Consider the following 20,555-nt stretch of genomic DNA (forward strand, 5'->3'; position numbering starts at 1 on the left):
TGCAATGTATCCGACGGCGCATCCTGCAGTCACTTCCTCCGCTCAGGTGTTCGTCATGGCTCCCGTGTTCAAGCTGTGTTTTCCCGCGCTGTTGTTGTCCGTGGCCCTGCAGGCACAGGCCGAGGACAAGACCCTCAATCTCTACAGCTGGGCCGATTACGTGCCGGCGCAGACGCTGCAGCGTTTCGAGCAGGAGACCGGGATTCATGTGCGCTACGACACTTTCGATACCTCCGAGGTGTTGGAGACCAAGTTGCTCACCGGTGGCAGCGGTTATGACGTGGTGGTGCCGTCCTCCAGTGTTCTGGCCCGAGGTCTGGCCGCCGGCGCCTTGAAGGAAATCCCCCACGAAGGCCTCAAGGGCTACGCCAACCTCGATCCTGATCTGCTGGAAAAACTGGCGGCCGTCGATCCGGGCAATCGCTACGCCGTGCCTTATACCTGGGGCACACTCGGGTTGGGCCTGAATGTCGAAGCGGTGAAAAAGCGCTTGCCGGATGTGCCGCTGAACAGCCTTGATCTGCTGTTCAAACCCGAGTACGCCAGCAAGCTCAAGGACTGCGGGATTGCCGTGCTCGACTCGCCCCAGGAAGTCATCGGGCTGGCGCTGCACTACCTCGGTAAAGATCCCTACAGCACCGAAAAAAATGATCTGGCCGCCGCCGAGGCCTTGTTGCAGAAGCTCCAGCCGTCGGTGCTGTATGTCGCCACCGGGCGGCAGATCAACGATCTGGCCAATGGCAGCGTGTGTCTGGCGCTGACCTACAACGGCGATGTGAGCATGGCTGCCGATCAGGCGCACAAGGCCAACAAACCCTATGAGGTCGCGTACCGGATCCCTCGCGAAGGCACGTTGATCTGGCAGGACAACCTGGCGATTCCCAAGGACGCGCCCAATCCGCAAGCGGCGCGGGCGTTCATCGAATTCATGCTGCGCCCCGAATCCGTGGCCGAACTGACCAACACGCTGTTTTTCGCCACCGCCAACACGGCCGCGACGCCGCTGGTGGATGAGGCAGTCCGTAACGATCCGGACATTTACCCGCCCGCCGAAATGCGCGAGCGCTTGTACGCCGACCGCAGCATGAGCCTCAAGGACATGCGTCAGCGCACGCGCCTTTGGACCACTTTCCGTAGCCATCAATAATAAAAGGAGCACACCGATGGACGTGCCGATGCTCAACGACCAAGCCATGACCCGCGACAGCCTGTACGGCACCTCTGCCGAAAGCACCTACGCCGGGATCACCAGTTTCATGCGCCGGCGCTACAGCCGTGATTTGCGCGGCGTCGACGTGGCGGTCAGCGGGGTGCCGTTCGACACGGCCACCAGCAACCGTCCGGGCGCGCGTTTCGGGCCACGGGGGGTTCGCGCCGCTTCCACCGGGATCGCCTGGGAACGGCACTGGCCGTGGACGTTCGATCCGTTCGATCATCTGGCGGTGATCGATTACGGCGACTGCGATTTCGATTACGGCTCGCCGCACAGCATCCCGGAAAGCATCGAGGCCCACGCCGAGCGCATTCTTGATGCCGGCAGTGCGATGCTGACCTTTGGTGGAGATCACTTCATCACTTATCCGTTGCTCAAGGCCCATGCACGTAAGCATGGCGCGCTGTCGCTGATCCACTTCGATGCGCACAGCGACACCTGGCCGGACGAGGACGGCAAGCGCGTCGATCACGGCACCATGTTCTGGCATGCGGCCAGAGAAGGGCTGGTGGATCCGGCGCGCTCGGTGCAGATCGGTTTGCGCACCACCAATGACGATCATCAGGGCTTTGAAGTGCTTGATGCGCGTCAGGTGCATCGGCGCGGCTGCGAGGCGATTGTCGAAGCGATTCGCGCGCGGGTCGGCGACCACCCGGTGTACCTGACGTTTGATATCGATTGCCTGGATCCGGCCTTTGCACCGGGCACCGGCACTCCGGTGTGTGGCGGGTTGAGCACAGTGCAGGCGCTGGAAATCCTCGGCGGCTTGCGCGGGATCAATCTGGTGGGCATGGACGTGGTGGAAGTGGCGCCGGCTTATGACCATGCAGAAGTCACCTCACTGGCGGCGGCAACCCTGGCGATGGAAATGCTCTGCCTGTACGCCGCCCGGCACAAAGTCGACCTCTGACCCCCACAATCCCCTGTGTAGGAGCTGCCGAAGGCTGCGATCTTTTGATCTTTAAAACAAAATCAAAAGATCGCAGCCTCGTTGCACTCGACAGCTCCTACAGGGATATATACTGCCGCGCATGACTTTCGACTCTCCCTTAAGCGCCTGGCAACACGCGATCGAGCACAAGGGTTTCATCCAGGATGAAGCTCAGGAGCACGCGGTCTGGGCCCTGCAAAAATGCCATGAAGCCTTGCACACCGGTGCCCGTTCGGTCTCTGGCGTGTACTTGTGGGGGCCTGTCGGGCGTGGCAAGACCTGGTTGATGGATCAGTTCTATCAGAGCCTGCGAGTGCCGGCCCGGCGTCAGCACTTTCATCATTTCATGGGCTGGGTGCATCAGCGCTCGTTCCAGCTGACCGGCATCGCTGATCCGCTGCGCGCACTGGCCAAAGAGCTGGCAGCCGAAGTGCGGGTGCTGTGCTTCGACGAACTGTTCGTCAATGACATCGGCGATGCAATCATCCTCGGACGCCTGTTTCAGGTGATGTTCGATGAAGGTGTGGTGATCGTCTGCACTTCCAACCTGCCGCCGGATCAGCTGTACGCCGACGGCTTCAACCGTGATCGCTTTGTCCCGGCGATTGCCGCGATCAAGGCGCACATGCAGGTTGTCGCGGTGAACGGCGCCGAGGATCATCGCCTGCATCCGGGCGCGGTCGAGCAGCGTTATTTTGTCGTTGAATCAGGGCGGGAAAGTGCGCTGGACAAGGTTTTCCAGGCACTCAACGCCGGGCAACCCGCCAGCGCAGAACCGGTGACCGTCGGCCATCGCGTGTTGAATGTGGTGCAGGCCAGCACAACGGTTTTATGGTGCCGCTACGCCGATCTCTGCGAGCAACCGTTCGCCGCGATGGACTTCATCGCATTGTGCGACGGCTATCGGTCTATTCTGTTGAGCGAGGTGCCGAACCTCAGTGCGCAGAAACGCGAAGGGCGCATCGCTCGCGGCACCGAGGATGGCTCGGCGCAGGTGGTGGCCGGCGACCGTGAGTTGCCGCAATTGTCGGTGCACGACGACGGCGTGCGTCGCTTCATTGCCTTGGTCGACGAGTGTTACGACCGTAAAGTCCCGCTATACATTGAGGCTCAGGTGCCGATGGAGGCGCTGTACACCGAGGGTTATCTGGAATTCCCGTTCCGGCGCACCCTCAGCCGTTTGCAGGAGATGCAGCTGCAGCGTTTTGCCGAATCCTGAGCGCAGAGGGCGCGAACATGAGTCAACCGCTGTCGCATCATTTACTGACCATGGCCTACCAGAATGCGTGGGCCAATCACCGCCTGGGCAAAGCCTGGCGCCAGCTTGACGCTGATGCCCTGGCAGCACCGCGAGCGAGCTTCTTTCCGAGCATCCGCCTCACCCTCAATCACATCCTCACCTGCGACTGGTTTTACGTCGATGCACTGGAGCGCGAGTTGCGCGGTGACCAACCGCATCCCGACTGCTACGTGTTTTTCACCCACGACGAGCCATTTACCGAGGCCGCAGCATTGCGCGAGGAACAGGCGCACGTGGACCGACGTTTGATCGCCTATTGCGAGCAATTGCGCGATGCCGATCTGGGGCGGATCGTCACCATCGCCCGTGAAACGCCACAGCATGACAGTCGCTTGCGCATGCTTTCGCACTTGTTCGAGCATCAGATTCATCATCGTGGCCAGGTGCATGCGATGCTCAGCGCGACCTCGGTCAAACCGCCGCAGCTGGATGAGTTTTTTTGCGCCGGCGAGAGCGGGTTGCGGGCTCAGGATTTTGCCGAGCTGGGGTGGACGGAAGAGCTGATCTGGGGGCGCTGAAGCCTGGAAATCAAAAGATCCGGTTGTGGCCCGCAACATCCTCGCGTTAAGGTCGAACGGCCTTTCAGGTGCGCACCTTGCACGCCGGGGCCATGATCGGGGATGGAAATGGATTCCGCAGAAATGCTTGTGCTGCAAGCCAGTTACACCAATCCACTGCACGCCGAAGCTCTCGGCATCGTGCTCAATCACTACGCAGAAGATCCCATGGGCGGCGGCCATTCGCTTGACCCGGAACTGCTGCGTCGTCTGCCTGAAGAGCTGGCCCGCAGGCCGCACGCTTTCAGTGTGCTGGCATTCGTCGGCGGCGAGCCGGCAGGGCTGGTGAACTGCTTCGAAGGTTTCTCGACGTTCGCCTGCAAGCCGCTGGTCAATGTGCATGACGTGGCGGTCGTGAGCAAATTTCGCGGCCTCGGCCTGAGCCAGAAAATGCTGCGTAAGGTCGAGGAGATTTCCCGTCAGCGCGGTTGCTGCAAGATCACCCTCGAAGTGCTCGAAGGCAACGAGGTGGCACAGAACTCCTATCGCAAATTCGGCTTTGCCCCCGGCATGTTCGACCCGGCGCATGGCCGCATGCTGTTCTGGATCAAGGATCTGCAGGCATAAAAAAAGGCGCCCCAAACAGGGCGCCCAACTGTCGTCTCCGAGGCCAGAGCGGAGCCATCGGAGCTCCATCGGTTGCTCGGTGAATCAGTCGCGATAAGACTCGGTGACTTGTGCGGTCTGATCGTCCGGAACCTTCAGTTCCGGGGTTTTTGCATCGGTCGGCTGTTCGCTTGGCGCGTGGTGGACCGGGAAGTTGTCGTAGTAATGCCGCATGCGTTCGGCGCCGCCCTCGGCAAAGGCGCTGGCGGAACCGAGGGCGAGTAGCCCGGCAAGAATGGCGGTGGTGGTTTTCATGGTGCCTCCTACTGAAAAACGTGGGAGCTGTTCGTCCATGAAGCAGATCTAGGGGCACAGTGTCCCTGGGGGGAATTAACTCGGGGTTAACAGCGGTGGCGAGGGGGTTGGTGACGCATTGCGCGTCACACTCGAGAGCGGGGCCGCTTCGCGACCCATCGGGGATGAATCCCCTCACCACAGGGAGTTTGTTTGAGTGGATTGATCAGAGCTTCCAGTCCAGGCTCAGGGTTACCGTCCGCGGGTCGCCCCAGTACACGCCATTGTAGAAGCCGACGTTGTCGTAATACTTCTTGTCGAACAGGTTATCGACGTTCAGCGACGCCGACAGATGCTTGTCGAACTCATAGCGCGACATCAGCTTGACCACGGTGTAGGCCTCCTGGTTGATCCGCGCCGGTTCGGTGATGATCCGGCCGTTGGCGCCGCGCCCGACCGGGCGGTTGGCTGCGCCATAGACGTCGCTCTGCCAGTTCACCGCGCCCCCGACGGTCAATGCGTGCCAGTTGCCCGGCAAGCGATAGGCCGTGGACAGACGCAGCATGTTCAGTGGTTGAGCGGTGTTGCTGCGCTGTTTTTCGCCGTCGACGGAGTGGGTATAGGTGTAGCCGGCGGTCATGTTCCAGCCGTCGAGAATTTCCCCGGACACTTCGGCCTCAAAGCCATTGACCTTGCTGCCCTTGCCACCGGACTTGAAAAACTCCTCGCCGCTCACCGGGTCTGGTGGCACCGAGTTGTCACGTTCGGCGACGTTGTCCTGCTTGCTCCAGAACACTGCCGTCGCCAGGTTCAGGCGTTCGTCGAGCAGGCTGCCTTTGAGCCCGACTTCGTAGTTGCTGCCGATCACCGGGTCGAGGTAATTGCGGTTGCTGTCGCGCTTACTCTGCGGTTTGAAAATGTCGGTGTAGCTGACGTAAGCCGTGTACTCCGGCGTCAGGTCGTAGAGCAGGCCGGCGTAGGGCGTCCAGATATCATTCTGGCGTTGATGGGTGGCATCGGTGCTGGTCAGTTTTTGCTGCGCATCATAGTAGTAATCGGTGCTGGATTCGTCCCAGCTGCCATAGCGGCTGCCGATGACGGCATGCAGCTCATCGGTCAGGCTCAGGCGGGTCGCGAGGTAACCGGCCTTTTGCCGAGTGATGCCTCGCGCGCCCGGCAGGCCGGTAACGGTGTCGGCGAATTTGCCGATGTCACCCATGTATTTCCAGTCGCGGATCTTGCCGTAGTCGGCGGCTTGGGGGCTGTTGAAGGCGTAGGGCGAAGTCGAGCGGTTTTCCGCCTCGCCGTAGCCGAACATCATCTCGTGTTCGCGGCCGAACAGTTGGTACGGCCCCGACAGATTGAAGTCGTACACGCTCATTTTCTGCGTGCCGAGCATGTGCCCCATGTAGGCAGTCATGCCGCTGCGGTCGGCCTCGGGGAAACCGGAGCCGCCGTAATAGACCTTGCCGTCGGTATCACTTTCGCGGTGGGTGTAGGCAGCTTTCAACTTCCAGCCATCACCCAGTTGCTGGTCAAGGGTGACGAACGCGGTCTTGTCCTTCAGCGGCCAGGAACTCCAGGACGTCGCCATGTTGGTCGACCGGCCGAGGCCAGCCTTGCTGCCGTCGGCGTTCCAGTACGGCACCGTCCCCCAGGACGTGCCTTGCACCTGCTTGTCCTGATAGTCGTAACCGACGGCAAGCACCGTGGAGTCGGTCAGATCAGCTTCGAGAATGCCGTAGCCGACCTCGCGCTGCAGCGCGTATTTGTCGCGGAACGACTGGCTGTCGCGATAGGCCAGCACGGTGCGCCCGCGCAGCCGACCATCGAAGGCCAGCGGCCCGCCGACATCGACATAGCTGTAGTAATTGTCGTAACTGCCACCGCTGACTCCGGCCAGGGCCTGCCATTGGGCAGTCGGGCGTTTGCGCACCATGTTGATGGTGGCCGAAGGATCACCTGCACCAGTTGTAAGGCCGGTTGCGCCGCGCACCACTTCGATGCGGTCGTAGATGATGGTGTCCGAATCTGACTTCATGCGCCCGAAGGTGTTGAGCATTCCGTCGATCTGGAAATTGTTGATCGGGTAACCGCGCGCCGAATAGCTGACCCGATCCGAGTCGTTGTGTTGCACGACGATGCCAGTGGTCTGGCGCATGGCTTCGGACAATGTACCGAGTTTGAAATCATCCATCTGCTGGCGTGTGACCACGGACACCGATTGCGGGGTTTCCTTGATCGACAGGTTCATTCGCGTCGCGGTGCTCATCGCGCCAGTGGTGTAGGAAGCAGTGTTTTCGGTGTTGAGGCCGAGGCCTTCGGCGCTGACGCTGGTGGCGTCCAGTTCCAGCGCCTGGAGGGCGGACTGTGGCGCCGTTTCAGGGTCGGTTTCAGCCAGCAGATCGGGACTCAACGCCATGCTGAACAAGCCGACAGTCAGGGTCATGGAACGGGTAATGGGCGCGAACATCGCAGCCGACTCCTTGTCTTCGAGGGAAAAAATCCGTTGGTTCAGAGACGAGGTGCAGCCCGGCGATTTAGTAACAAACGAGAAATATTATTATTTGGAGATATTTCCCGAGATCACCGGTCCGCGCGAAAAGCTGCGCACAGCGCTTGCCCAATGGACGGCGGCGGGTATGCTGTTGGCCTGCCGAGGAGATAGCAATGGCCTACGATTTTGACCTTTATGTGATTGGTGCCGGTTCCGGCGGTGTACGTGCGGCGCGCTTCGCCGCCGGTTTCGGTGCGAAAGTGGCGGTGGCCGAGAGCCGTTATCTGGGCGGCACCTGCGTCAACGTCGGCTGCGTGCCGAAGAAACTGCTGGTGTACGGCGCGCATTTTGCCGAAGACTTCGAACAGTCGTCCGGATTTGGCTGGAGTCTGGGTGAGGCGAATTTCGACTGGGCGACCCTGATCGCCAACAAGGACCGCGAGATCAATCGCCTCAACGGCATTTATCGCAACCTGCTGGTCAACAGCGGCGTGACCCTGCACGAAGCCCACGCGAAGATCGTCGGCCCACACGAGGTCGAGGTCAACGGTGAGCGCTTCACCGCGAAAAACATTCTGATTGCCACCGGTGGCTGGCCGCAGATTCCGGAAATCCCTGGGCACGAACACGCGATCAGTTCCAATCAAGCGTTTTTCCTCAAACAGCTGCCGAAGCGGGTGCTGGTGGTCGGTGGTGGTTACATCGCGGTCGAATTTGCCGGGATTTTCCACGGCCTCGGCGCGAACACCACGCTGCTGTATCGCGGTGATCTGTTCCTGCGAGGCTTCGATGGCTCGGTGCGCAAGCATCTGCAGGAAGAACTGACCAAGCGCGGCATGGATCTGCAATTCAACGCCGACATCGCGCGCATCGACAAACAGCCAGACGGCAGCCTCAAGGCGACCCTCAAGGATGGCCGCGTGCTGGAAGCCGACTGCGTGTTCTACGCCACGGGCCGGCGTCCGATGCTGGACAACCTGGGGCTGGAAAACACCGATGTGCAGCTCACTGACAAGGGCTTTATCAAGGTCGACGAGCAATACCAGACCAGCGAGCCGTCGATTCTGGCGCTGGGCGATGTGATCGGGCGGGTGCAATTGACGCCGGTGGCACTGGCCGAAGGCATGGCGGTGGCGCGGCGCTTGTTCAAGCCTGAGCAATACCGTCCGGTGGATTACAAGATGATCCCGACCGCCGTGTTCAGTCTGCCGAACATCGGCACTGTCGGCCTGACAGAAGAAGAGGCGCGGGACGCGGGCCATGAGGTGGTGATTTACGAGAGTCGCTTCCGCCCGATGAAGCTGACGCTGACCGAATGTCAGGAGAAAACCCTGATGAAACTGGTGGTCGACGGCAAGACCGACAAAGTCCTCGGTTGCCACATGGTCGGCCCGGACGCGGGGGAGATCGTCCAGGGTCTGGCAATTGCACTGAAGGCTGGTGCGACCAAGCGTGACTTCGACGACACGATCGGGGTGCACCCGACGGCCGCCGAGGAATTCGTCACCATGCGAACGCCGGTCGGCGCTTAAGCGTCCTTGGCTTTGGCTGTGTCTGGCGCTGCCGCAACGGTAGCCGCCAGACGCAAGCTGTCTTCGAGGCTGGCCTGAGTCTTGGTCAGTTCTTTCTCCAGTGACTGATTGAGCTGCCGCTGTTCGTCGGCATCCTGTTTCAGCGTCTGACTTTCCAGCAGGGCCACGCGCAGGCGTTCCTGGAGGAGGGTGCGTTCGCTGTCGACGCGAGTCGCTTGCTCCAGCAACTGATCCTGACGCTGGTTGCTGTGCTTGAGCTGATCCTGCAGCAGGCTCAGCTCGCGCTGAGTGCCACGGTTTTCCGTGAGCAGGCGTTCGTTGTCGCGGTGCAACTGAGTGATTTCGTCCTGACGCACCAGCGCACTTTGTTGCGCCTGGCGCAATTCCATCTGCGACTGCTGCAGCTGTCCTTCGTGACGGGCTTGTTCCTGCTCGCGCTGCTCTTTGCTGGCGTTGCGGTAATGCTCAAGGGCATCGCGGGCGTGCAGGTGTTTTTCTTCCAGCGAGCGGATCTGCTCGTCCTTGTCCTGCAGGCGCAATTCGAAATCAGCCAGCGCCTGATTGAGTCCGGCGTTGCGGGTTTGCTCGGTCTGCAGCATCGAGCGGGTTTCTTTCAACGCCTCGGACTCGCGGGCCAGTGCCGCGCCTTGGATGTCGTGCTGTTGCTCCAGTTGCTCGAGTGCCTGGCGTACCTGTTTGAGCTCCGACTCCAGGGTTTCGCGCTGCTCTTCGAACTGCTCGCGAGCCTGTTCGATCGGCTCTTGCGCCTGTTCTTTCAGGCGCTGGGCGAGACGCGAGACCAGTGCGGTCAGCTCATCATTGATCGGCTCTGCGGACGTTTCGACCGGTTGGCTGCCGTCATCCAGCTCTTTCAGATAGCGATGGATCGTGGTTTTCGAACCGGTGTTGCCCAGTTCGATGCGTACTGCATCGATGCTGGGGTGTTCGCCCCGGGCCAGAATCGCTGTGCGCGCGATCTGCACCACTGCTTTGTTTACGCCACCACGGGCCATATGAACTCCTACCATTACGTACTGTGGTACATGCCACCAAAGTACGCAGTGTACCATGCTCAATATAAAGTTAAATGCTTGATTAATCACAGGCGGGATATACTGGTATTACCCAATGTCAGACCCCTGAATCGGTTTTTTCATCCAGCAATCAGTACGCCTGCGAGAACACTGCCCATGAGCGAGATCGATCGCTATCTGCAAGCCGCCACCCGCGACAACACCCGCCGCAGCTATCGCTCGGCGATCGAACATTTCGAAGTGAAATGGGGCGGCTTCCTGCCGGCGACAGCCGACAGCGTGGCGCGGTATCTGGTCGAGCATGCTGGCGTGCTGTCGATCAATACGCTGAAACTGCGGCTGTCAGCGCTGGCGCAGTGGCACAACAGTCAGGGATTTGCCGATCCGACCAAGGCCCCGGTGGTGCGCAAAGTGTTCAAGGGCATTCGGGCGCTGCATCCGGCGCAGGAAAAACAGGCCGAACCGTTGCAACTGCACGATCTGCAGCAAGTGGTCGACTGGCTTGAACAGGAAGCCAGTAGCGCCAGGCAGAATCAGGATCGTCCGCAGTTGCTCAAGGCCTATCGCGATCGGGCGCTGATTCTGCTGGGCTTCTGGCGCGGCTTTCGTAGTGATGAGTTGTGCCGTCTACAGATCGAGCATGTGCAGGCGCACGCCGGCAGCGGCATCACCCTGTACCTGCCGCGCAGCAAGGGCGACCGCGAGAACCTCGGGCAGACGTATCAGGCGCCGGCGTTGCTCAAGCTGTGCCCGGTGCAGGCTTATATCGACTGGATCACCGAGGCGGCGCTGGTGCGTGGTCCGGTGTTTCGGGCTGTCGATCGTTGGGGGCACCTGAGCGAGGAGGGCTTGCACGCCAACAGCATCATTCCGCTGCTGCGTCAGGCGCTGGAGCGCGCCGGCATCCCGGCCGAGCGTTACACCAGTCATTCCCTGCGCCGCGGCTTCGCTACGTGGGCGCATCAAAGCGGTTGGGATCTGAAATCGCTGATGAGTTACGTCGGCTGGAAGGATATGAAGTCAGCCATGCGCTATGTTGAAGCCAGCCCCTTTCACGGGATGGCGCGGATTATGGATAAGCCGGCTTCGTCGTAGATATGGTTTTCTTCTATTAATACAGTCTGCTAATAGCGAAAACAAATCAGCAGCATCAGGTTTGCCAATGAGCCATCCGTCGAGCGAGTGGGTAGGATTCACCCATCGAATTCACAACCCTGACGGAGAGTCATCAATGCCTATCATCAACAGCCAAGTAAAACCGTTCAAAGCTACCGCGTTCAAAAACGGCGACTTCGTACAAGTCTCGGACGCTGACCTGAAAGGCAAATGGTCCGTAGTGTTCTTCTACCCAGCCGACTTCACCTTTGTTTGCCCAACCGAGCTGGAAGACCTGGCCGATAACTACGCTGCGTTCCAGAAACTGGGCGTGGAAATCTACAGCGTTTCGACCGACACCCACTTTGCTCACGCTGCCTGGCACAACACTTCGCCAGCCATCGGCAAAATCGAATACACCATGATCGGCGACCCGACCCACGTCATCTCCCGCAACTTCGACGTGCTGATCGAAGAAGCTGGTCTGGCTGACCGTGGCACCTTCGTGATCAACCCTGAAGGCCAGATCAAAATCGTTGAACTGAACGATGGCGGCGTTGGCCGTGACGCTTCCGAGCTGCTGCGCAAGATCAAGGCTGCTCAGTACGTTGCTGCTCACCCAGGCGAAGTTTGCCCGGCCAAATGGAAAGAAGGCGAGGCCACTCTGGCTCCGTCCCTGGACCTGGTCGGCAAGATCTGAGTCTGTGACGCACGCAATACAGGGCGGGACTCCGCACCTACTTCAGTAAGCTGCACCGCCCATTGAAAAAGCCCGGGCGAGATTCGCTCGGGCTTTTTTTCGCCTCGAATAAAGACACAGGAGATCGCCCGTATGTTGGACGCCAATCTTAAAGCCCAGTTGAAATCGTACCTGGAACGGGTCACCCAGCCGATCGAGATCGTTGCTTCCCTCGACGACGGTGCGAAATCCCGGGAAATGCTTGACCTGCTGAAAGACGTTGCCAGTCTTTCGAGCCAAATTACCCTGATCGACAGCGGCACCGATGCCCGCAAGCCGTCGTTCTCGATCAACCGCCCAGGTGCCGACATCAGCCTGCGTTTCGCCGGCATCCCGATGGGCCATGAATTCACCTCGTTGGTGCTGGCCCTGTTGCAAGTCGGCGGCCACCCATCGAAAGCCAGCGCCGACGTGATCGAGCAGATCCGCTCGCTCAAGGGGGAGTTCAGCTTCGAAACCTACTTCTCGCTGTCGTGCCAGAACTGCCCGGACGTGGTCCAGGCGCTGAACCTGATGGCCGTGCTGAACCCGAACATCCGTCACGTCGCCATCGACGGCGCGTTGTTCCAGGACGAAGTCAACGATCGCAAGATCATGGCCGTGCCGAGCATCTACCTCAACGGTGAAAACTTCGGCCAGGGCCGCATGGGCCTGGAAGAAATCCTCGCCAAACTCGACACTGGCGCCGTCGAGCGTCAGGCCGAGAAAATCAGCGCCAAACAAGCCTTTGATGTGCTCGTAGTTGGCGGTGGCCCGGCCGGTGCTTCGGCCGCTATCTATGCAGCGCGTAAAGGCATCCGCACCGGTGTTGCGGCTGAGCGCTTCGGCGGTCAGGTGCTCGACACCATGGCCATCGAGAACTTCATTTCCGTGCAGGAAACCGAAGGCCCGAAACTGGCGACGGCGCTGGAAGAACACGTCAAGCAGTACGACGTCGACATCATGAACCTGCAACGCGCCGACAAGCTAATTCCCGGCAAGAACGGCGAGCTGCACGAAGTCCACTTCGCCAGCGGTGCGACCCTGAAAGCCAAGAGCGTGATCCTGGCGACCGGCGCACGCTGGCGTGAAATGAACGTGCCGGGTGAGCAGGAATACCGCAACAAGGGCGTAGCGTACTGCCCGCACTGTGACGGTCCGCTGTTCAAAGGCAAGCGCGTTGCGGTGATCGGCGGCGGTAACTCCGGCGTTGAAGCGGCCATCGACCTGGCCGGTATCGTTGCCCACGTGACGTTGTTGGAGTTCGACGTGCAACTGCGTGCCGACGCGGTACTGCAACGCAAACTGCACAGTCTGCCGAACGTCACCGTGATCACCAGTGCGCAAACCACTGAAGTCACCGGTAACGGCGAGAAGGTCAACGGTCTGCGTTACAAGGATCGCAAAACTGACGAGCTGCGCACTGTCGAGCTGGAAGGGATCTTCGTGCAGATCGGTCTGCTGCCGAACACCGACTGGCTCAAAGGGACCCTCGAGCTGTCGCCGCGCGGTGAAATCATCGTCGACAACCGTGGCGAGACGTCGATCCCGGGCGTCTTCGCGGCCGGCGACGTGACCACTGTGCCGTACAAGCAGATCGTGATTGCAGTGGGCGAGGGTGCCAAGGCTTCCCTCAGCGCGTTCGATCACTTGATCCGTACTTCGGCGCCGGCGTAAACGTCAGTCGCTGAAAAAGAAAAAACCCATGAGCGATCATGGGTTTTTTTATGCCTGACACAATCCAATTGTAGGAGTGAGCCTGCTCGCGATGGCGGCTGCACATTCAAAACATCATGGCCTGACACACCGCTATCGCGAGCAGGCTCACTCCTACAGGAGCGTTTTGCATTCGGTTACAGTGGCGCAGGCTGAATGATTTCTACCCAGTAGCCATCCGGGTCCTTGATGAACGCCAGGCTTTTCATGCGGCCGTCAGTCAGGCGCTTCTGGAAGTCACAGCCCAGCTCTTCAAAACGTGCACACGCGGCAACGATGTCCGGCACCGAGATGCAGATGTGGCCGAAACCGCGCGGGTCGGTGTTGCCATTGTGATAAGCGAAGTCGGCGTCGTTTTCGGTGCCGTGGTTGTGGGTCAGTTCGAGGATGCCGGGAATCGACTTCATCCACTCGGTGCGGGCAGCGGCGTCCGCCGGGATCTGCGCCTTGTCGACCAGGGCGAGGAAGTACAGGCTGAATTCGGCTTCCGGGAAATCACGCTTTTCAACCAGCGAGAAGCCCAGTACGCGAGTGTAGAAGTCCAGGGACTTGGTGATGTCCTTCACACGCAGCATGGTGTGGTTGAAGACGAAGTTGCGGGTTGCGCTGTCTGGAGTGGCGGTGACGCCGGGGAAAGTGTTCAGTTCGTGCAGGCTCATAGGCCCTCCGTAACAATGGGGCGAGTGAATGGGCGCAATGATACGCATGCGGGGCGGCATCGCCAAACCGAATGCGCGGCTTGCTCTGTGGGCGGCCGGGCCTCAGACTTTGCTGCTCAATCTGCGAGTGCCTCTGGTAATGATCCGACCGTTCAAAGCGCTGTTCGTTTGCCTTTTCTCATCGCTGCTTGCCGTTTCGGCGCTGGCGGATCAGCCGAGCATCACCTGGCCGGCAGGCTGGGAAGTGGAGGCGCTGCCCGAACAAGCCGCTCAGGTTTCGCGCCAGCGCGCGGTGAAAAACGACGCTGACGGCAATCAAGTGATGGTAATGGAGCTGACCATGAGCCAGGTCGAAGCGGGTCATCAGGTCAACGTGCCGGGCGTTTTGCTGGAGATGCGCAAGTCGATTCAGAAAGACTTCTTCCAGGGCGGCTATCAAAGTGTTTGCAACAAGGTGCACCCGACGACGCTCGGCTCTTTGGATGCGCTGGAAACCACCTGCACGATCACCGAAAACGGTCGACATGTGTTGTCGCAAACATTGGTTGCTGCGGCTACGGCGGATAAGGCCTATGTACTTTCTTACGCGGGTCAGGCCGAGGTTTATAAGGCGAGCACCGAGGAAATAGTCGCAGTGAGAAACAGCTTGAAACTTTAAGCGTCTGTTTGCACCGCGACGGGTTTAGATACCCGAAGGAATTAAGCATAAAGTTTAGTGATCGTTGCGGCTGCAACATCCCGGCGCAAAATGTTTAGCCTCACGGCTTGTGGGTGTTAAAGCGGATTGATAACTAGCGTGGGGGAAATCGTTGCTTTTGTTAGATATTGTCGAAAAAAAAGCCCTGCATAATGCAGGGCTTGTTTGTTGACGCAAGATTAACCGCGCAACCAGGAATCAACGGTGGCAGCACCGTACTGTTCCTTCCAGGCTTTCAGGCCACGGTGGTTACCGCCCTTGGTTTCGATCAGTTCACCGGTGTGCGGGTTGTGGTAAACCTTGACCACGCGCGCACGGCGGGTTTTTGGTGCGGTGGACACTTGCAAGCCGGACTTGGACGGGTTCGGATCGAGGATGGCGATGATGTCTTTCAGGCCTTTGCCGTAGGTTTTCATCAGCCCCTGGAGCTTTTCTTCGAATTCGATTTCTTTCTTGAGCCCGGCATCGTTCTTCAGCGATTCCAACTGCTTGAGCTGTTCCTGAAGGGCCTTTTCAGCTGCACGAAATTCAGCGAGTCTGGACAATATCTTTACTCCAATAGTGTGTTTGGCTGATACCAACCGCAAACAAAGCTATAAGCCAAGAGCCTTGAAGCGACTCGGTGATAATGGCTCACCTGCCAATCTCTCACAGGCTGAAAAAATTGTAGTAGTTAATGCGCCAAGAGTAAATCCTGATCTTGTCGTCATGTAACAACAGTGGTGTTTTGTATCAATTTGGTGCGTCGGGTGGCAGCACCGGGCTTAATTTATTTTTAGTTAATGGTGACTTAATGCATCGATGAAGTCGGCGCCTGGCATGGGTTTTCCGAACAGATAGCCCTGCAGGAAGTTGACGTGGTGTGCGGTCAGATAGTCAGCCTGTGCCGGAGTTTCTACACCTTCGGCAACAATACCCAGATCGAGCTTGGCCGAGAGTTCGATAATTGTGTCCAGAATATGCCGCGACAGCGCGTCAATGCCGATCATCGCGACGAAACTCTGGTCGATCTTCAGGAAGTCGACGTTGAATTTGCGCAGATAACCCAGGCTTGAATGGCCGGTGCCGAAGTCGTCGATGGCGATCATCACCCCCAGCGTGTGCAACTGCTCGAACAACTGGTGCGTGACATCGGTTGGCTCGATCAGCTCGCGCTCGGTCAGCTCCAGCACCAGGTTGATGCTGCCGGGGGCAAATGCAGCGAGAAATTCGCGACAGTCTTCGACCAGTTGCAGATCCTGGCAGTGGCTGGCGGTGATGTTGATGCCGATGTGGAACGGTTTGTCGAAGTCCGCCGACAACGGACCGAGCAGGGCGGCAGTCTGCTGCATCAGGGAGCGGGTCATGGGCACGATCAGGCCCGAATGTTCGGCAAACGGGATGAACAGGTCCGGCCGCACCAGACCTTCTCTGGGGTGATTCCAGCGCATCAGCACTTCAGCACCGGACCATTTCCGGCTGTCGCCATGCACCACCGGCTGGAAGTAGGGAATGAATTCGCCGGCCTCCAGCGCCCGCAGCATTTCATGGCTGGGGGAGGTGGCGCGTCGCTGCAGGACGTGGGCGATAGCGCCCGCGATCACCCCGAAAAATATCAGCAGACTGAACAGCGGCGGGTATTCGCTGCCCATGTAGCGCCAGGTTTGTCCCTGCGGGAAGCCTGCACTGACACTGAAGGCATAGCGCGAAGACGCGAGCATACTCTGCGCCACCGGCAACGGCGGCAGGGCACCTTGATGCACTTTGCCATCGGCGGACAGCCAATTGTCGCCGACTTGCAGCAACAGCAGCGTCTGCCGGCCGATCAGGCGCAGGATGTTGCTCAGGTGATAACCATCGAGGGTGGTCAGCGCGCCACCGCGGCCTTCGCTGAGCCGATACACCAGCAGCGCGGTGTTGGGCGTGACGGGATTGCCGTTCATCAACCACAGCTTGCCCTGGGTGTAGTCGCCCGGGTTTACGGCCTCCTGGAACTCCCCGAACAGCGAACTGCAATAGAGGTTGTTGTCCCACACCAGATTGGTCGAGCGCACGAAGGGGCGACGCGTCACCTGCTCACGCAACGCCAGTTTGACGCTGTCGCAGGGTTGACCGGCCAATGGCAACAATTCACTGGCGGCCTGGGCGGTGTTGTCGAGCATCAGTTCAAACTGGCGCAGCGCCTCCTCGGCGGTATTTTGCGTGCTCTGTTGCAAGGTGCGCTCGGCTTGCAGATACAGAATCCCGCCGCCCAGCAGAACGGGTAAAACACCACAAAGCAGGCTCACACAAATGCGTACGCTACGTTTGCGGCGGGGTTTGACGGTCAAGGGCATGGACGCATCCTGTTGCGATGGAGTGGAACTCTCGAACGCAGGCCTGGCAACGGCGCGCCTGTGAGTAACAGCGAAGTCAGAAGGGATGATAGATGGCCGTTGGCGCTTGTGCCGCTCACGGCGGGTTGATCTGTGCAGCGAGTTCGATAAACGCTCGCGTGGCGGGCGAAGCCTGACGCTGATCGAGGACAGCCAGGCCGATCAGGCGTTGCACCGCCGGCAACAACGGCTTCTTCACGTAACGCGGGGCAGGATCGTCCGGCAACGAGCCTTCAGCGACGACGGTGATTGCATCGCCCCGGCTGACGACGTCCAGCGTACTGAGCAATTGCGAACAGCGATAGCGAATGTTCGGTTGCAGGCGCGTGGCGGTGAACAAACGCGAAACCAGCTCCGATGACCCGGCCTCGGTCAGCACAAATGGGTCGGCACACAGATCCTGGAGGCTCAGCGCCGCACGTGCGACCAGTGGGTGATCGAGCGGGAGCAGGGCAACCATCTGGTCTTCGACCAGAGCAAAAGTGTCGAAGCGTTCCTCGGGCAACACCACAAAACCGACGTCGATTCGCCGCTCCTCCAGCCACTGCAGCACCTGCCGGTCCGGCCCCTCATCAATATGCACTTCAATACCCGGATGCATTTGGCGATAACGCTGCAGAATCTTCGGTAACAGTTTGATCGATGACGTCGGGCCGAACGAGCCGATCCGCAACGTGCCGGTTTTCATGCCGCGCGCATCGGTTGCTTCCTGGCGCAAGGTGTTGGCCAGGCCGAGCATGGCCCGTGCGCGCTGGAGCAATTGCTCGCCGATATCGGTGAGTTCCACCTGCGACTGATGCCGCCGCAACAACTCCACGCCCAACTCCTGCTCCAGCGACTTCATCGCGTGGGATATCGCCGACTGCGAAATCCCCAGACGATGGGCGGCGAGGGTGAAACCGCGCAGTTCAGCGACCAGCGAGAAGATCTCCAGTTGCGTTAGGGTCATGAGTGTTTGCTCATTTTACGATGAGAGGAAATGAGGTGAATGATACGCCATCCTTTGCCTGCTTTGGTCTGGAGTGTCATGCGCAACGTCGAGCGAACCCACGCAACAACTTCCGACCGCCCGGTTTATCTGACCCTGGCGGCGGTAACCATGATTTGGGGCGGGACCTTTGTCGCCGGGCGTTTTCTGGCGGGCAGCCTCAGCCCGCTGTTCGCCGCCAGCCTGCGCTTCCTGCTCGCCAGCATGGCGCTGCTCGGGTTTCTGTGGATTGCGCGTATCCCGCTAGCGCGACCGACGTCCCGGCAATGGCTGCAACTGACTCTGCTCGGGTTCTTCGGGATTTTCTTCTACAACCTGTGCTTCTTTTATGGCCTGCAGTACATCAATGCTTCACGGGCCTCGTTGATTGTCGCGTTGAACCCGGCCGTGATCGGTCTGGCCTCATGGCTGCTGTTCAAGGAGCACCTGGGCCGGGTGAAAGTCGCCGGTATCGCGACCTGCATCGCCGGCGCCGCTCTGGTGATTGTCAGCCGCAACCCGCAATTACTTGTCGTGACACCCGATGCATGGATCGGTGATCTGTTGATTTTTGGCTGCGTGTTGAGCTGGGGCGTTTACTCGCTGTTTTCCCGGGGGCTGAACCAATCCATTGGCCCGCTGCAGACCGTGACGTTTTCCGTGTTGATCGGCAGCGGGATGCTGTGGACGCTGGCAATGCTGCGTGGCGAGGTCAGCGGGGCGGCCCTGATCAACCTCGGCACGCCACAATGGCTGAGTCTGATTTACCTTGGCGTACTCGGCTCGGCGCTGGCCTACATCGGCTACTACGACGGCATCCGCAAAATCGGCGCAACCCGCTCCGGCGTGTTCATTGCCCTGAATCCGCTGACCGCGGTGGTGCTCGGCGCACTGCTGCTCGGCGAGCAACTGACGTTGAGCATGTGCCTGGGCGGCGGATTGGTGCTGGTGGGGATTTACCTGTGCAACAAACCTCTTGCACCGATGCGAAAAAGGCGGATTTTATAGAGAGGGCAGACAACCCTATTTACGCTGTGTAGAATCGGGTTACGCATACAATAATAATCGTCTTCTGGCAGCAGAAGCCTCGCCCGCAAGAGCCTTGGGTCGACAATGAAGATATTCGGGTTTCAACTGATCTACGGTGACTTCCTCGCCCGCAGTGTGCGAGGCATCTCCTGCGCACCTCCCGCCGGTCTCAGCATTACTGACAAATAACTCTGGTTAATTGATAAGAATGATGAGGCGTCACCATGACCGATTTATACGAAAACCCAATGGGCCTGATGGGCTTTGAATTCATCGAGTTCGCATCGCCGACTCCTGGCACCCTGGAGCCGATCTTCGAGATCATGGGCTTCACCAAAGTCGCGACCCACCGCTCCAAGAACGTACACCTGTACCGTCAGGGCGCGATCAACCTGATCCTCAATAACGAACCGCACAGCGTCGCCTCGTACTTCGCCGCCGAACATGGCCCGTCGGTGTGCGGCATGGCGTTTCGCGTCAAGGATTCACAGAAAGCCTACAACCGCGCCCTGGAACTCGGCGCCCAGCCGATCCACATCGAAACCGGTCCGATGGAGCTGAACCTGCCAGCGATCAAAGGCATCGGCGGTGCGCCGCTGTACCTGATCGACCGCTTTGGCGAAGGCAGCTCGATCTACGACATCGACTTCGTGTTCATCGAGGGTGTTGACCGCAACCCGGTCGGTGCCGGCCTGAAGATCATCGATCACCTGACCCACAACGTGTACCGTGGCCGCATGGCTTACTGGGCCAACTTCTACGAGAAGCTGTTCAACTTCCGCGAGATCCGCTACTTCGACATCAAGGGCGAATACACCGGCCTGACCTCGAAAGCGATGACCGCTCCGGACGGCATGATCCGCATCCCGCTGAACGAAGAGTCGTCCAAGGGCGCCGGGCAGATCGAAGAGTTCCTGATGCAGTTCAACGGCGAGGGCATCCAGCACGTGGCGTTCCTCACTGACGACCTGGTCAAGACCTGGGATCAGTTGAAGAAGATCGGCATGCGCTTCATGACTGCACCGCCGGACACCTACTACGAAATGCTCGAAGGCCGCCTGCCGAACCACGGCGAGCCGGTGGATCAACTGCAATCGCGCGGCATCCTGCTCGACGGCTCGTCGAACCCGGACGACAAGCGCCTGCTGCTGCAGATCTTCTCGGAAACCCTGATGGGCCCGGTGTTCTTCGAATTCATCCAGCGCAAAGGCGATGATGGTTTCGGCGAGGGTAACTTCAAGGCACTGTTCGAATCGATCGAGCGTGATCAGGTGCGTCGTGGTGTGCTGACCACCGAGTAATGTCTAGTCCTGAAATAGGTTTACACCTGTTTCACCCTAACGCCCGATGCACCGCATCGGGCGTTTTGTATTTCAAGGATAGGTGCGGGCGTTCCTGGTTGTAGATCAAGATTGC

Annotated in this window: 20 protein-coding genes; 13 read left to right on the forward strand and 7 right to left on the reverse strand. The window is 59.4% G+C overall.

What is annotated here, in order from left to right; genetic code table 11:
• Positions 1-55 precede the first annotated feature (55 nt).
• From ACIP8I_RS07485 to ACIP8I_RS07505, 5 genes are all read left to right on the forward strand, one after another.
• Complete coding sequence (locus ACIP8I_RS07485; RefSeq protein WP_400759916.1) at positions 56-1,147, forward strand: polyamine ABC transporter substrate-binding protein; 1,092 nt, start codon at positions 56-58, stop codon at positions 1,145-1,147.
• 16 nt (positions 1,148-1,163) lie between these two features.
• Positions 1,164-2,123, forward strand: coding sequence for an agmatinase (gene speB / locus ACIP8I_RS07490; protein WP_400759919.1), 960 nt, complete (start codon positions 1,164-1,166; stop codon positions 2,121-2,123).
• Between the two features lie 121 nt (positions 2,124-2,244).
• Entirely contained in the window at positions 2,245-3,363 is a 1,119-nt protein-coding gene (gene zapE / locus ACIP8I_RS07495; RefSeq protein WP_400759922.1) for a cell division protein ZapE, read from the forward strand.
• A gap of 17 nt (positions 3,364-3,380) precedes the next feature.
• Positions 3,381-3,962: a DinB family protein gene (locus tag ACIP8I_RS07500; RefSeq protein ID WP_400759923.1), complete on the forward strand. Its 582-nt coding sequence runs from the start codon at positions 3,381-3,383 to the stop codon at positions 3,960-3,962.
• Between the two features lie 108 nt (positions 3,963-4,070).
• The gene (locus tag ACIP8I_RS07505; RefSeq protein WP_400759925.1) at positions 4,071-4,568 is read left to right on the forward strand and encodes a GNAT family N-acetyltransferase; all 498 of its coding nucleotides are present in this window, start codon (positions 4,071-4,073) and stop codon (positions 4,566-4,568) included.
• 84 nt (positions 4,569-4,652) lie between these two features.
• Here ACIP8I_RS07505 and ACIP8I_RS07510 read toward each other — a convergent pair whose 3' ends face one another.
• Together ACIP8I_RS07510 and ACIP8I_RS07515 are read right to left on the reverse strand one after the other, a co-directional pair.
• Entirely contained in the window at positions 4,653-4,862 is a 210-nt protein-coding gene (locus ACIP8I_RS07510) for a hypothetical protein (RefSeq protein ID WP_367084603.1), read from the reverse strand.
• A 205-nt stretch (positions 4,863-5,067) separates the two neighbouring features.
• On the reverse strand, positions 5,068-7,314 hold the full coding sequence (locus tag ACIP8I_RS07515; RefSeq protein WP_400759928.1) for a TonB-dependent siderophore receptor: 2,247 nt from the start codon (positions 7,312-7,314) through the stop codon (positions 5,068-5,070).
• Between ACIP8I_RS07515 and ACIP8I_RS07520 the strand changes: the two genes are divergently transcribed.
• Both ACIP8I_RS07520 and gorA read left to right on the forward strand, forming a co-directional pair.
• Positions 7,301-7,528, forward strand: a complete 228-nt coding sequence (locus tag ACIP8I_RS07520; RefSeq protein WP_400759930.1) for a hypothetical protein — start codon at positions 7,301-7,303, stop codon at positions 7,526-7,528. The two genes, ACIP8I_RS07515 and ACIP8I_RS07520, sit on opposite strands and share 14 nt — an antisense overlap.
• On the forward strand, positions 7,512-8,870 hold the full coding sequence (gorA, locus tag ACIP8I_RS07525) for a glutathione-disulfide reductase (RefSeq protein WP_024164469.1): 1,359 nt from the start codon (positions 7,512-7,514) through the stop codon (positions 8,868-8,870). Before ACIP8I_RS07520 ends, gorA begins: the two co-directional genes overlap by 17 nt.
• Here the strand turns inward: gorA and ACIP8I_RS07530 are convergent.
• Positions 8,867-9,883 carry a DNA-binding protein gene (locus tag ACIP8I_RS07530; protein WP_400759933.1) on the reverse strand — a complete coding sequence of 339 codons (1,017 nt, stop codon included), beginning with the start codon at positions 9,881-9,883 and terminating at the stop codon, positions 8,867-8,869. The two genes, gorA and ACIP8I_RS07530, sit on opposite strands and share 4 nt — an antisense overlap.
• A gap of 177 nt (positions 9,884-10,060) precedes the next feature.
• On the opposite strand from ACIP8I_RS07530, the gene ACIP8I_RS07535 reads away from it, so the two are divergent.
• The 3 genes from ACIP8I_RS07535 to ahpF all read left to right on the forward strand — a co-directional run bounded on the left by ACIP8I_RS07535 (position 10,061) and on the right by ahpF (position 13,394).
• Positions 10,061-10,999 (forward strand): site-specific integrase, encoded by a 939-nt coding sequence (locus ACIP8I_RS07535; protein WP_400759935.1) that lies wholly within the window; start codon positions 10,061-10,063, stop codon positions 10,997-10,999.
• A gap of 136 nt (positions 11,000-11,135) precedes the next feature.
• Positions 11,136-11,699, forward strand: a complete 564-nt coding sequence (ahpC, locus tag ACIP8I_RS07540) for an alkyl hydroperoxide reductase subunit C (RefSeq protein ID WP_003224621.1) — start codon at positions 11,136-11,138, stop codon at positions 11,697-11,699.
• A gap of 132 nt (positions 11,700-11,831) precedes the next feature.
• On the forward strand, positions 11,832-13,394 hold the full coding sequence (gene ahpF, locus ACIP8I_RS07545) for an alkyl hydroperoxide reductase subunit F (protein WP_400759937.1): 1,563 nt from the start codon (positions 11,832-11,834) through the stop codon (positions 13,392-13,394).
• Between the two features lie 176 nt (positions 13,395-13,570).
• On the opposite strand, the gene gloA is transcribed toward ahpF, so the two are convergent.
• Positions 13,571-14,092, reverse strand: a complete 522-nt coding sequence (gene gloA / locus ACIP8I_RS07550; RefSeq protein ID WP_007963339.1) for a lactoylglutathione lyase — start codon at positions 14,090-14,092, stop codon at positions 13,571-13,573.
• A gap of 139 nt (positions 14,093-14,231) precedes the next feature.
• Between gloA and ACIP8I_RS07555 the strand changes: the two genes are divergently transcribed.
• Positions 14,232-14,750: a DUF4946 domain-containing protein gene (locus ACIP8I_RS07555; RefSeq protein WP_400759954.1), complete on the forward strand. Its 519-nt coding sequence runs from the start codon at positions 14,232-14,234 to the stop codon at positions 14,748-14,750.
• 218 nt (positions 14,751-14,968) lie between these two features.
• Here the strand turns inward: ACIP8I_RS07555 and ACIP8I_RS07560 are convergent, their stop codons facing one another.
• From ACIP8I_RS07560 to ACIP8I_RS07570, 3 genes are all read right to left on the reverse strand, one after another.
• Positions 14,969-15,334 carry a histone-like nucleoid-structuring protein, MvaT/MvaU family gene (locus ACIP8I_RS07560; RefSeq protein ID WP_007963346.1) on the reverse strand — a complete coding sequence of 122 codons (366 nt, stop codon included), beginning with the start codon at positions 15,332-15,334 and terminating at the stop codon, positions 14,969-14,971.
• Positions 15,335-15,568: 234 nt separating this feature from the next.
• On the reverse strand, positions 15,569-17,104 hold the full coding sequence (locus tag ACIP8I_RS07565; protein ID WP_400759940.1) for an EAL domain-containing protein: 1,536 nt from the start codon (positions 17,102-17,104) through the stop codon (positions 15,569-15,571).
• Positions 17,105-17,219: 115 nt separating this feature from the next.
• Positions 17,220-18,092 carry a LysR family transcriptional regulator gene (locus tag ACIP8I_RS07570; protein WP_400759942.1) on the reverse strand — a complete coding sequence of 291 codons (873 nt, stop codon included), beginning with the start codon at positions 18,090-18,092 and terminating at the stop codon, positions 17,220-17,222.
• 78 nt (positions 18,093-18,170) lie between these two features.
• Here ACIP8I_RS07570 and ACIP8I_RS07575 point away from each other — a divergent pair, with 78 nt between their 5' ends.
• Both ACIP8I_RS07575 and hppD read left to right on the forward strand, forming a co-directional pair.
• Positions 18,171-19,118 carry a DMT family transporter gene (locus ACIP8I_RS07575; protein WP_400759944.1) on the forward strand — a complete coding sequence of 316 codons (948 nt, stop codon included), beginning with the start codon at positions 18,171-18,173 and terminating at the stop codon, positions 19,116-19,118.
• A gap of 245 nt (positions 19,119-19,363) precedes the next feature.
• A complete protein-coding gene (gene hppD / locus ACIP8I_RS07580) occupies positions 19,364-20,440 on the forward strand; it encodes a 4-hydroxyphenylpyruvate dioxygenase (RefSeq protein WP_007963361.1) in 1,077 nt (358 codons plus the stop codon).
• The last annotated feature ends 115 nt before the right edge of the window (positions 20,441-20,555 follow it).

This window comes from Pseudomonas sp. NPDC088414, assembly GCF_044753325.1.
Lineage (GTDB): Bacteria > Pseudomonadota > Gammaproteobacteria > Pseudomonadales > Pseudomonadaceae > Aquipseudomonas.

Bases quoted from the DNA above. Each gene is read 5' to 3' on its own strand.
- ACIP8I_RS07485 (WP_400759916.1), top strand. From the start codon at position 56: ATGGCTCCCGTGTTCAAGCTGTGTTTTCCCGCGCTGTTGTTGTCCGTG.
- speB (WP_400759919.1), top strand. From the start codon at position 1,164: ATGGACGTGCCGATGCTCAACGACCAAGCCATGACCCGCGACAGCCTG.
- zapE (WP_400759922.1), top strand. From the start codon at position 2,245: ATGACTTTCGACTCTCCCTTAAGCGCCTGGCAACACGCGATCGAGCAC.
- ACIP8I_RS07500 (WP_400759923.1), top strand. From the start codon at position 3,381: ATGAGTCAACCGCTGTCGCATCATTTACTGACCATGGCCTACCAGAAT.
- ACIP8I_RS07505 (WP_400759925.1), top strand. From the start codon at position 4,071: ATGGATTCCGCAGAAATGCTTGTGCTGCAAGCCAGTTACACCAATCCA.
- ACIP8I_RS07510 (WP_367084603.1), bottom strand. From the start codon at position 4,862: ATGAAAACCACCACCGCCATTCTTGCCGGGCTACTCGCCCTCGGTTCC.
- ACIP8I_RS07520 (WP_400759930.1), top strand. From the start codon at position 7,301: ATGGGCGCGAACATCGCAGCCGACTCCTTGTCTTCGAGGGAAAAAATC.
- ACIP8I_RS07515 (WP_400759928.1), bottom strand. From the start codon at position 7,314: ATGTTCGCGCCCATTACCCGTTCCATGACCCTGACTGTCGGCTTGTTC.
- gorA (WP_024164469.1), top strand. From the start codon at position 7,512: ATGGCCTACGATTTTGACCTTTATGTGATTGGTGCCGGTTCCGGCGGT.
- ACIP8I_RS07530 (WP_400759933.1), bottom strand. From the start codon at position 9,883: ATGGCCCGTGGTGGCGTAAACAAAGCAGTGGTGCAGATCGCGCGCACA.
- ACIP8I_RS07535 (WP_400759935.1), top strand. From the start codon at position 10,061: ATGAGCGAGATCGATCGCTATCTGCAAGCCGCCACCCGCGACAACACC.
- ahpC (WP_003224621.1), top strand. From the start codon at position 11,136: ATGCCTATCATCAACAGCCAAGTAAAACCGTTCAAAGCTACCGCGTTC.
- ahpF (WP_400759937.1), top strand. From the start codon at position 11,832: ATGTTGGACGCCAATCTTAAAGCCCAGTTGAAATCGTACCTGGAACGG.
- gloA (WP_007963339.1), bottom strand. From the start codon at position 14,092: ATGAGCCTGCACGAACTGAACACTTTCCCCGGCGTCACCGCCACTCCA.
- ACIP8I_RS07555 (WP_400759954.1), top strand. From the start codon at position 14,232: ATGATCCGACCGTTCAAAGCGCTGTTCGTTTGCCTTTTCTCATCGCTG.
- ACIP8I_RS07565 (WP_400759940.1), bottom strand. From the start codon at position 17,104: ATGCCCTTGACCGTCAAACCCCGCCGCAAACGTAGCGTACGCATTTGT.
- ACIP8I_RS07570 (WP_400759942.1), bottom strand. From the start codon at position 18,092: ATGACCCTAACGCAACTGGAGATCTTCTCGCTGGTCGCTGAACTGCGC.
- ACIP8I_RS07575 (WP_400759944.1), top strand. From the start codon at position 18,171: ATGCGCAACGTCGAGCGAACCCACGCAACAACTTCCGACCGCCCGGTT.
- hppD (WP_007963361.1), top strand. From the start codon at position 19,364: ATGACCGATTTATACGAAAACCCAATGGGCCTGATGGGCTTTGAATTC.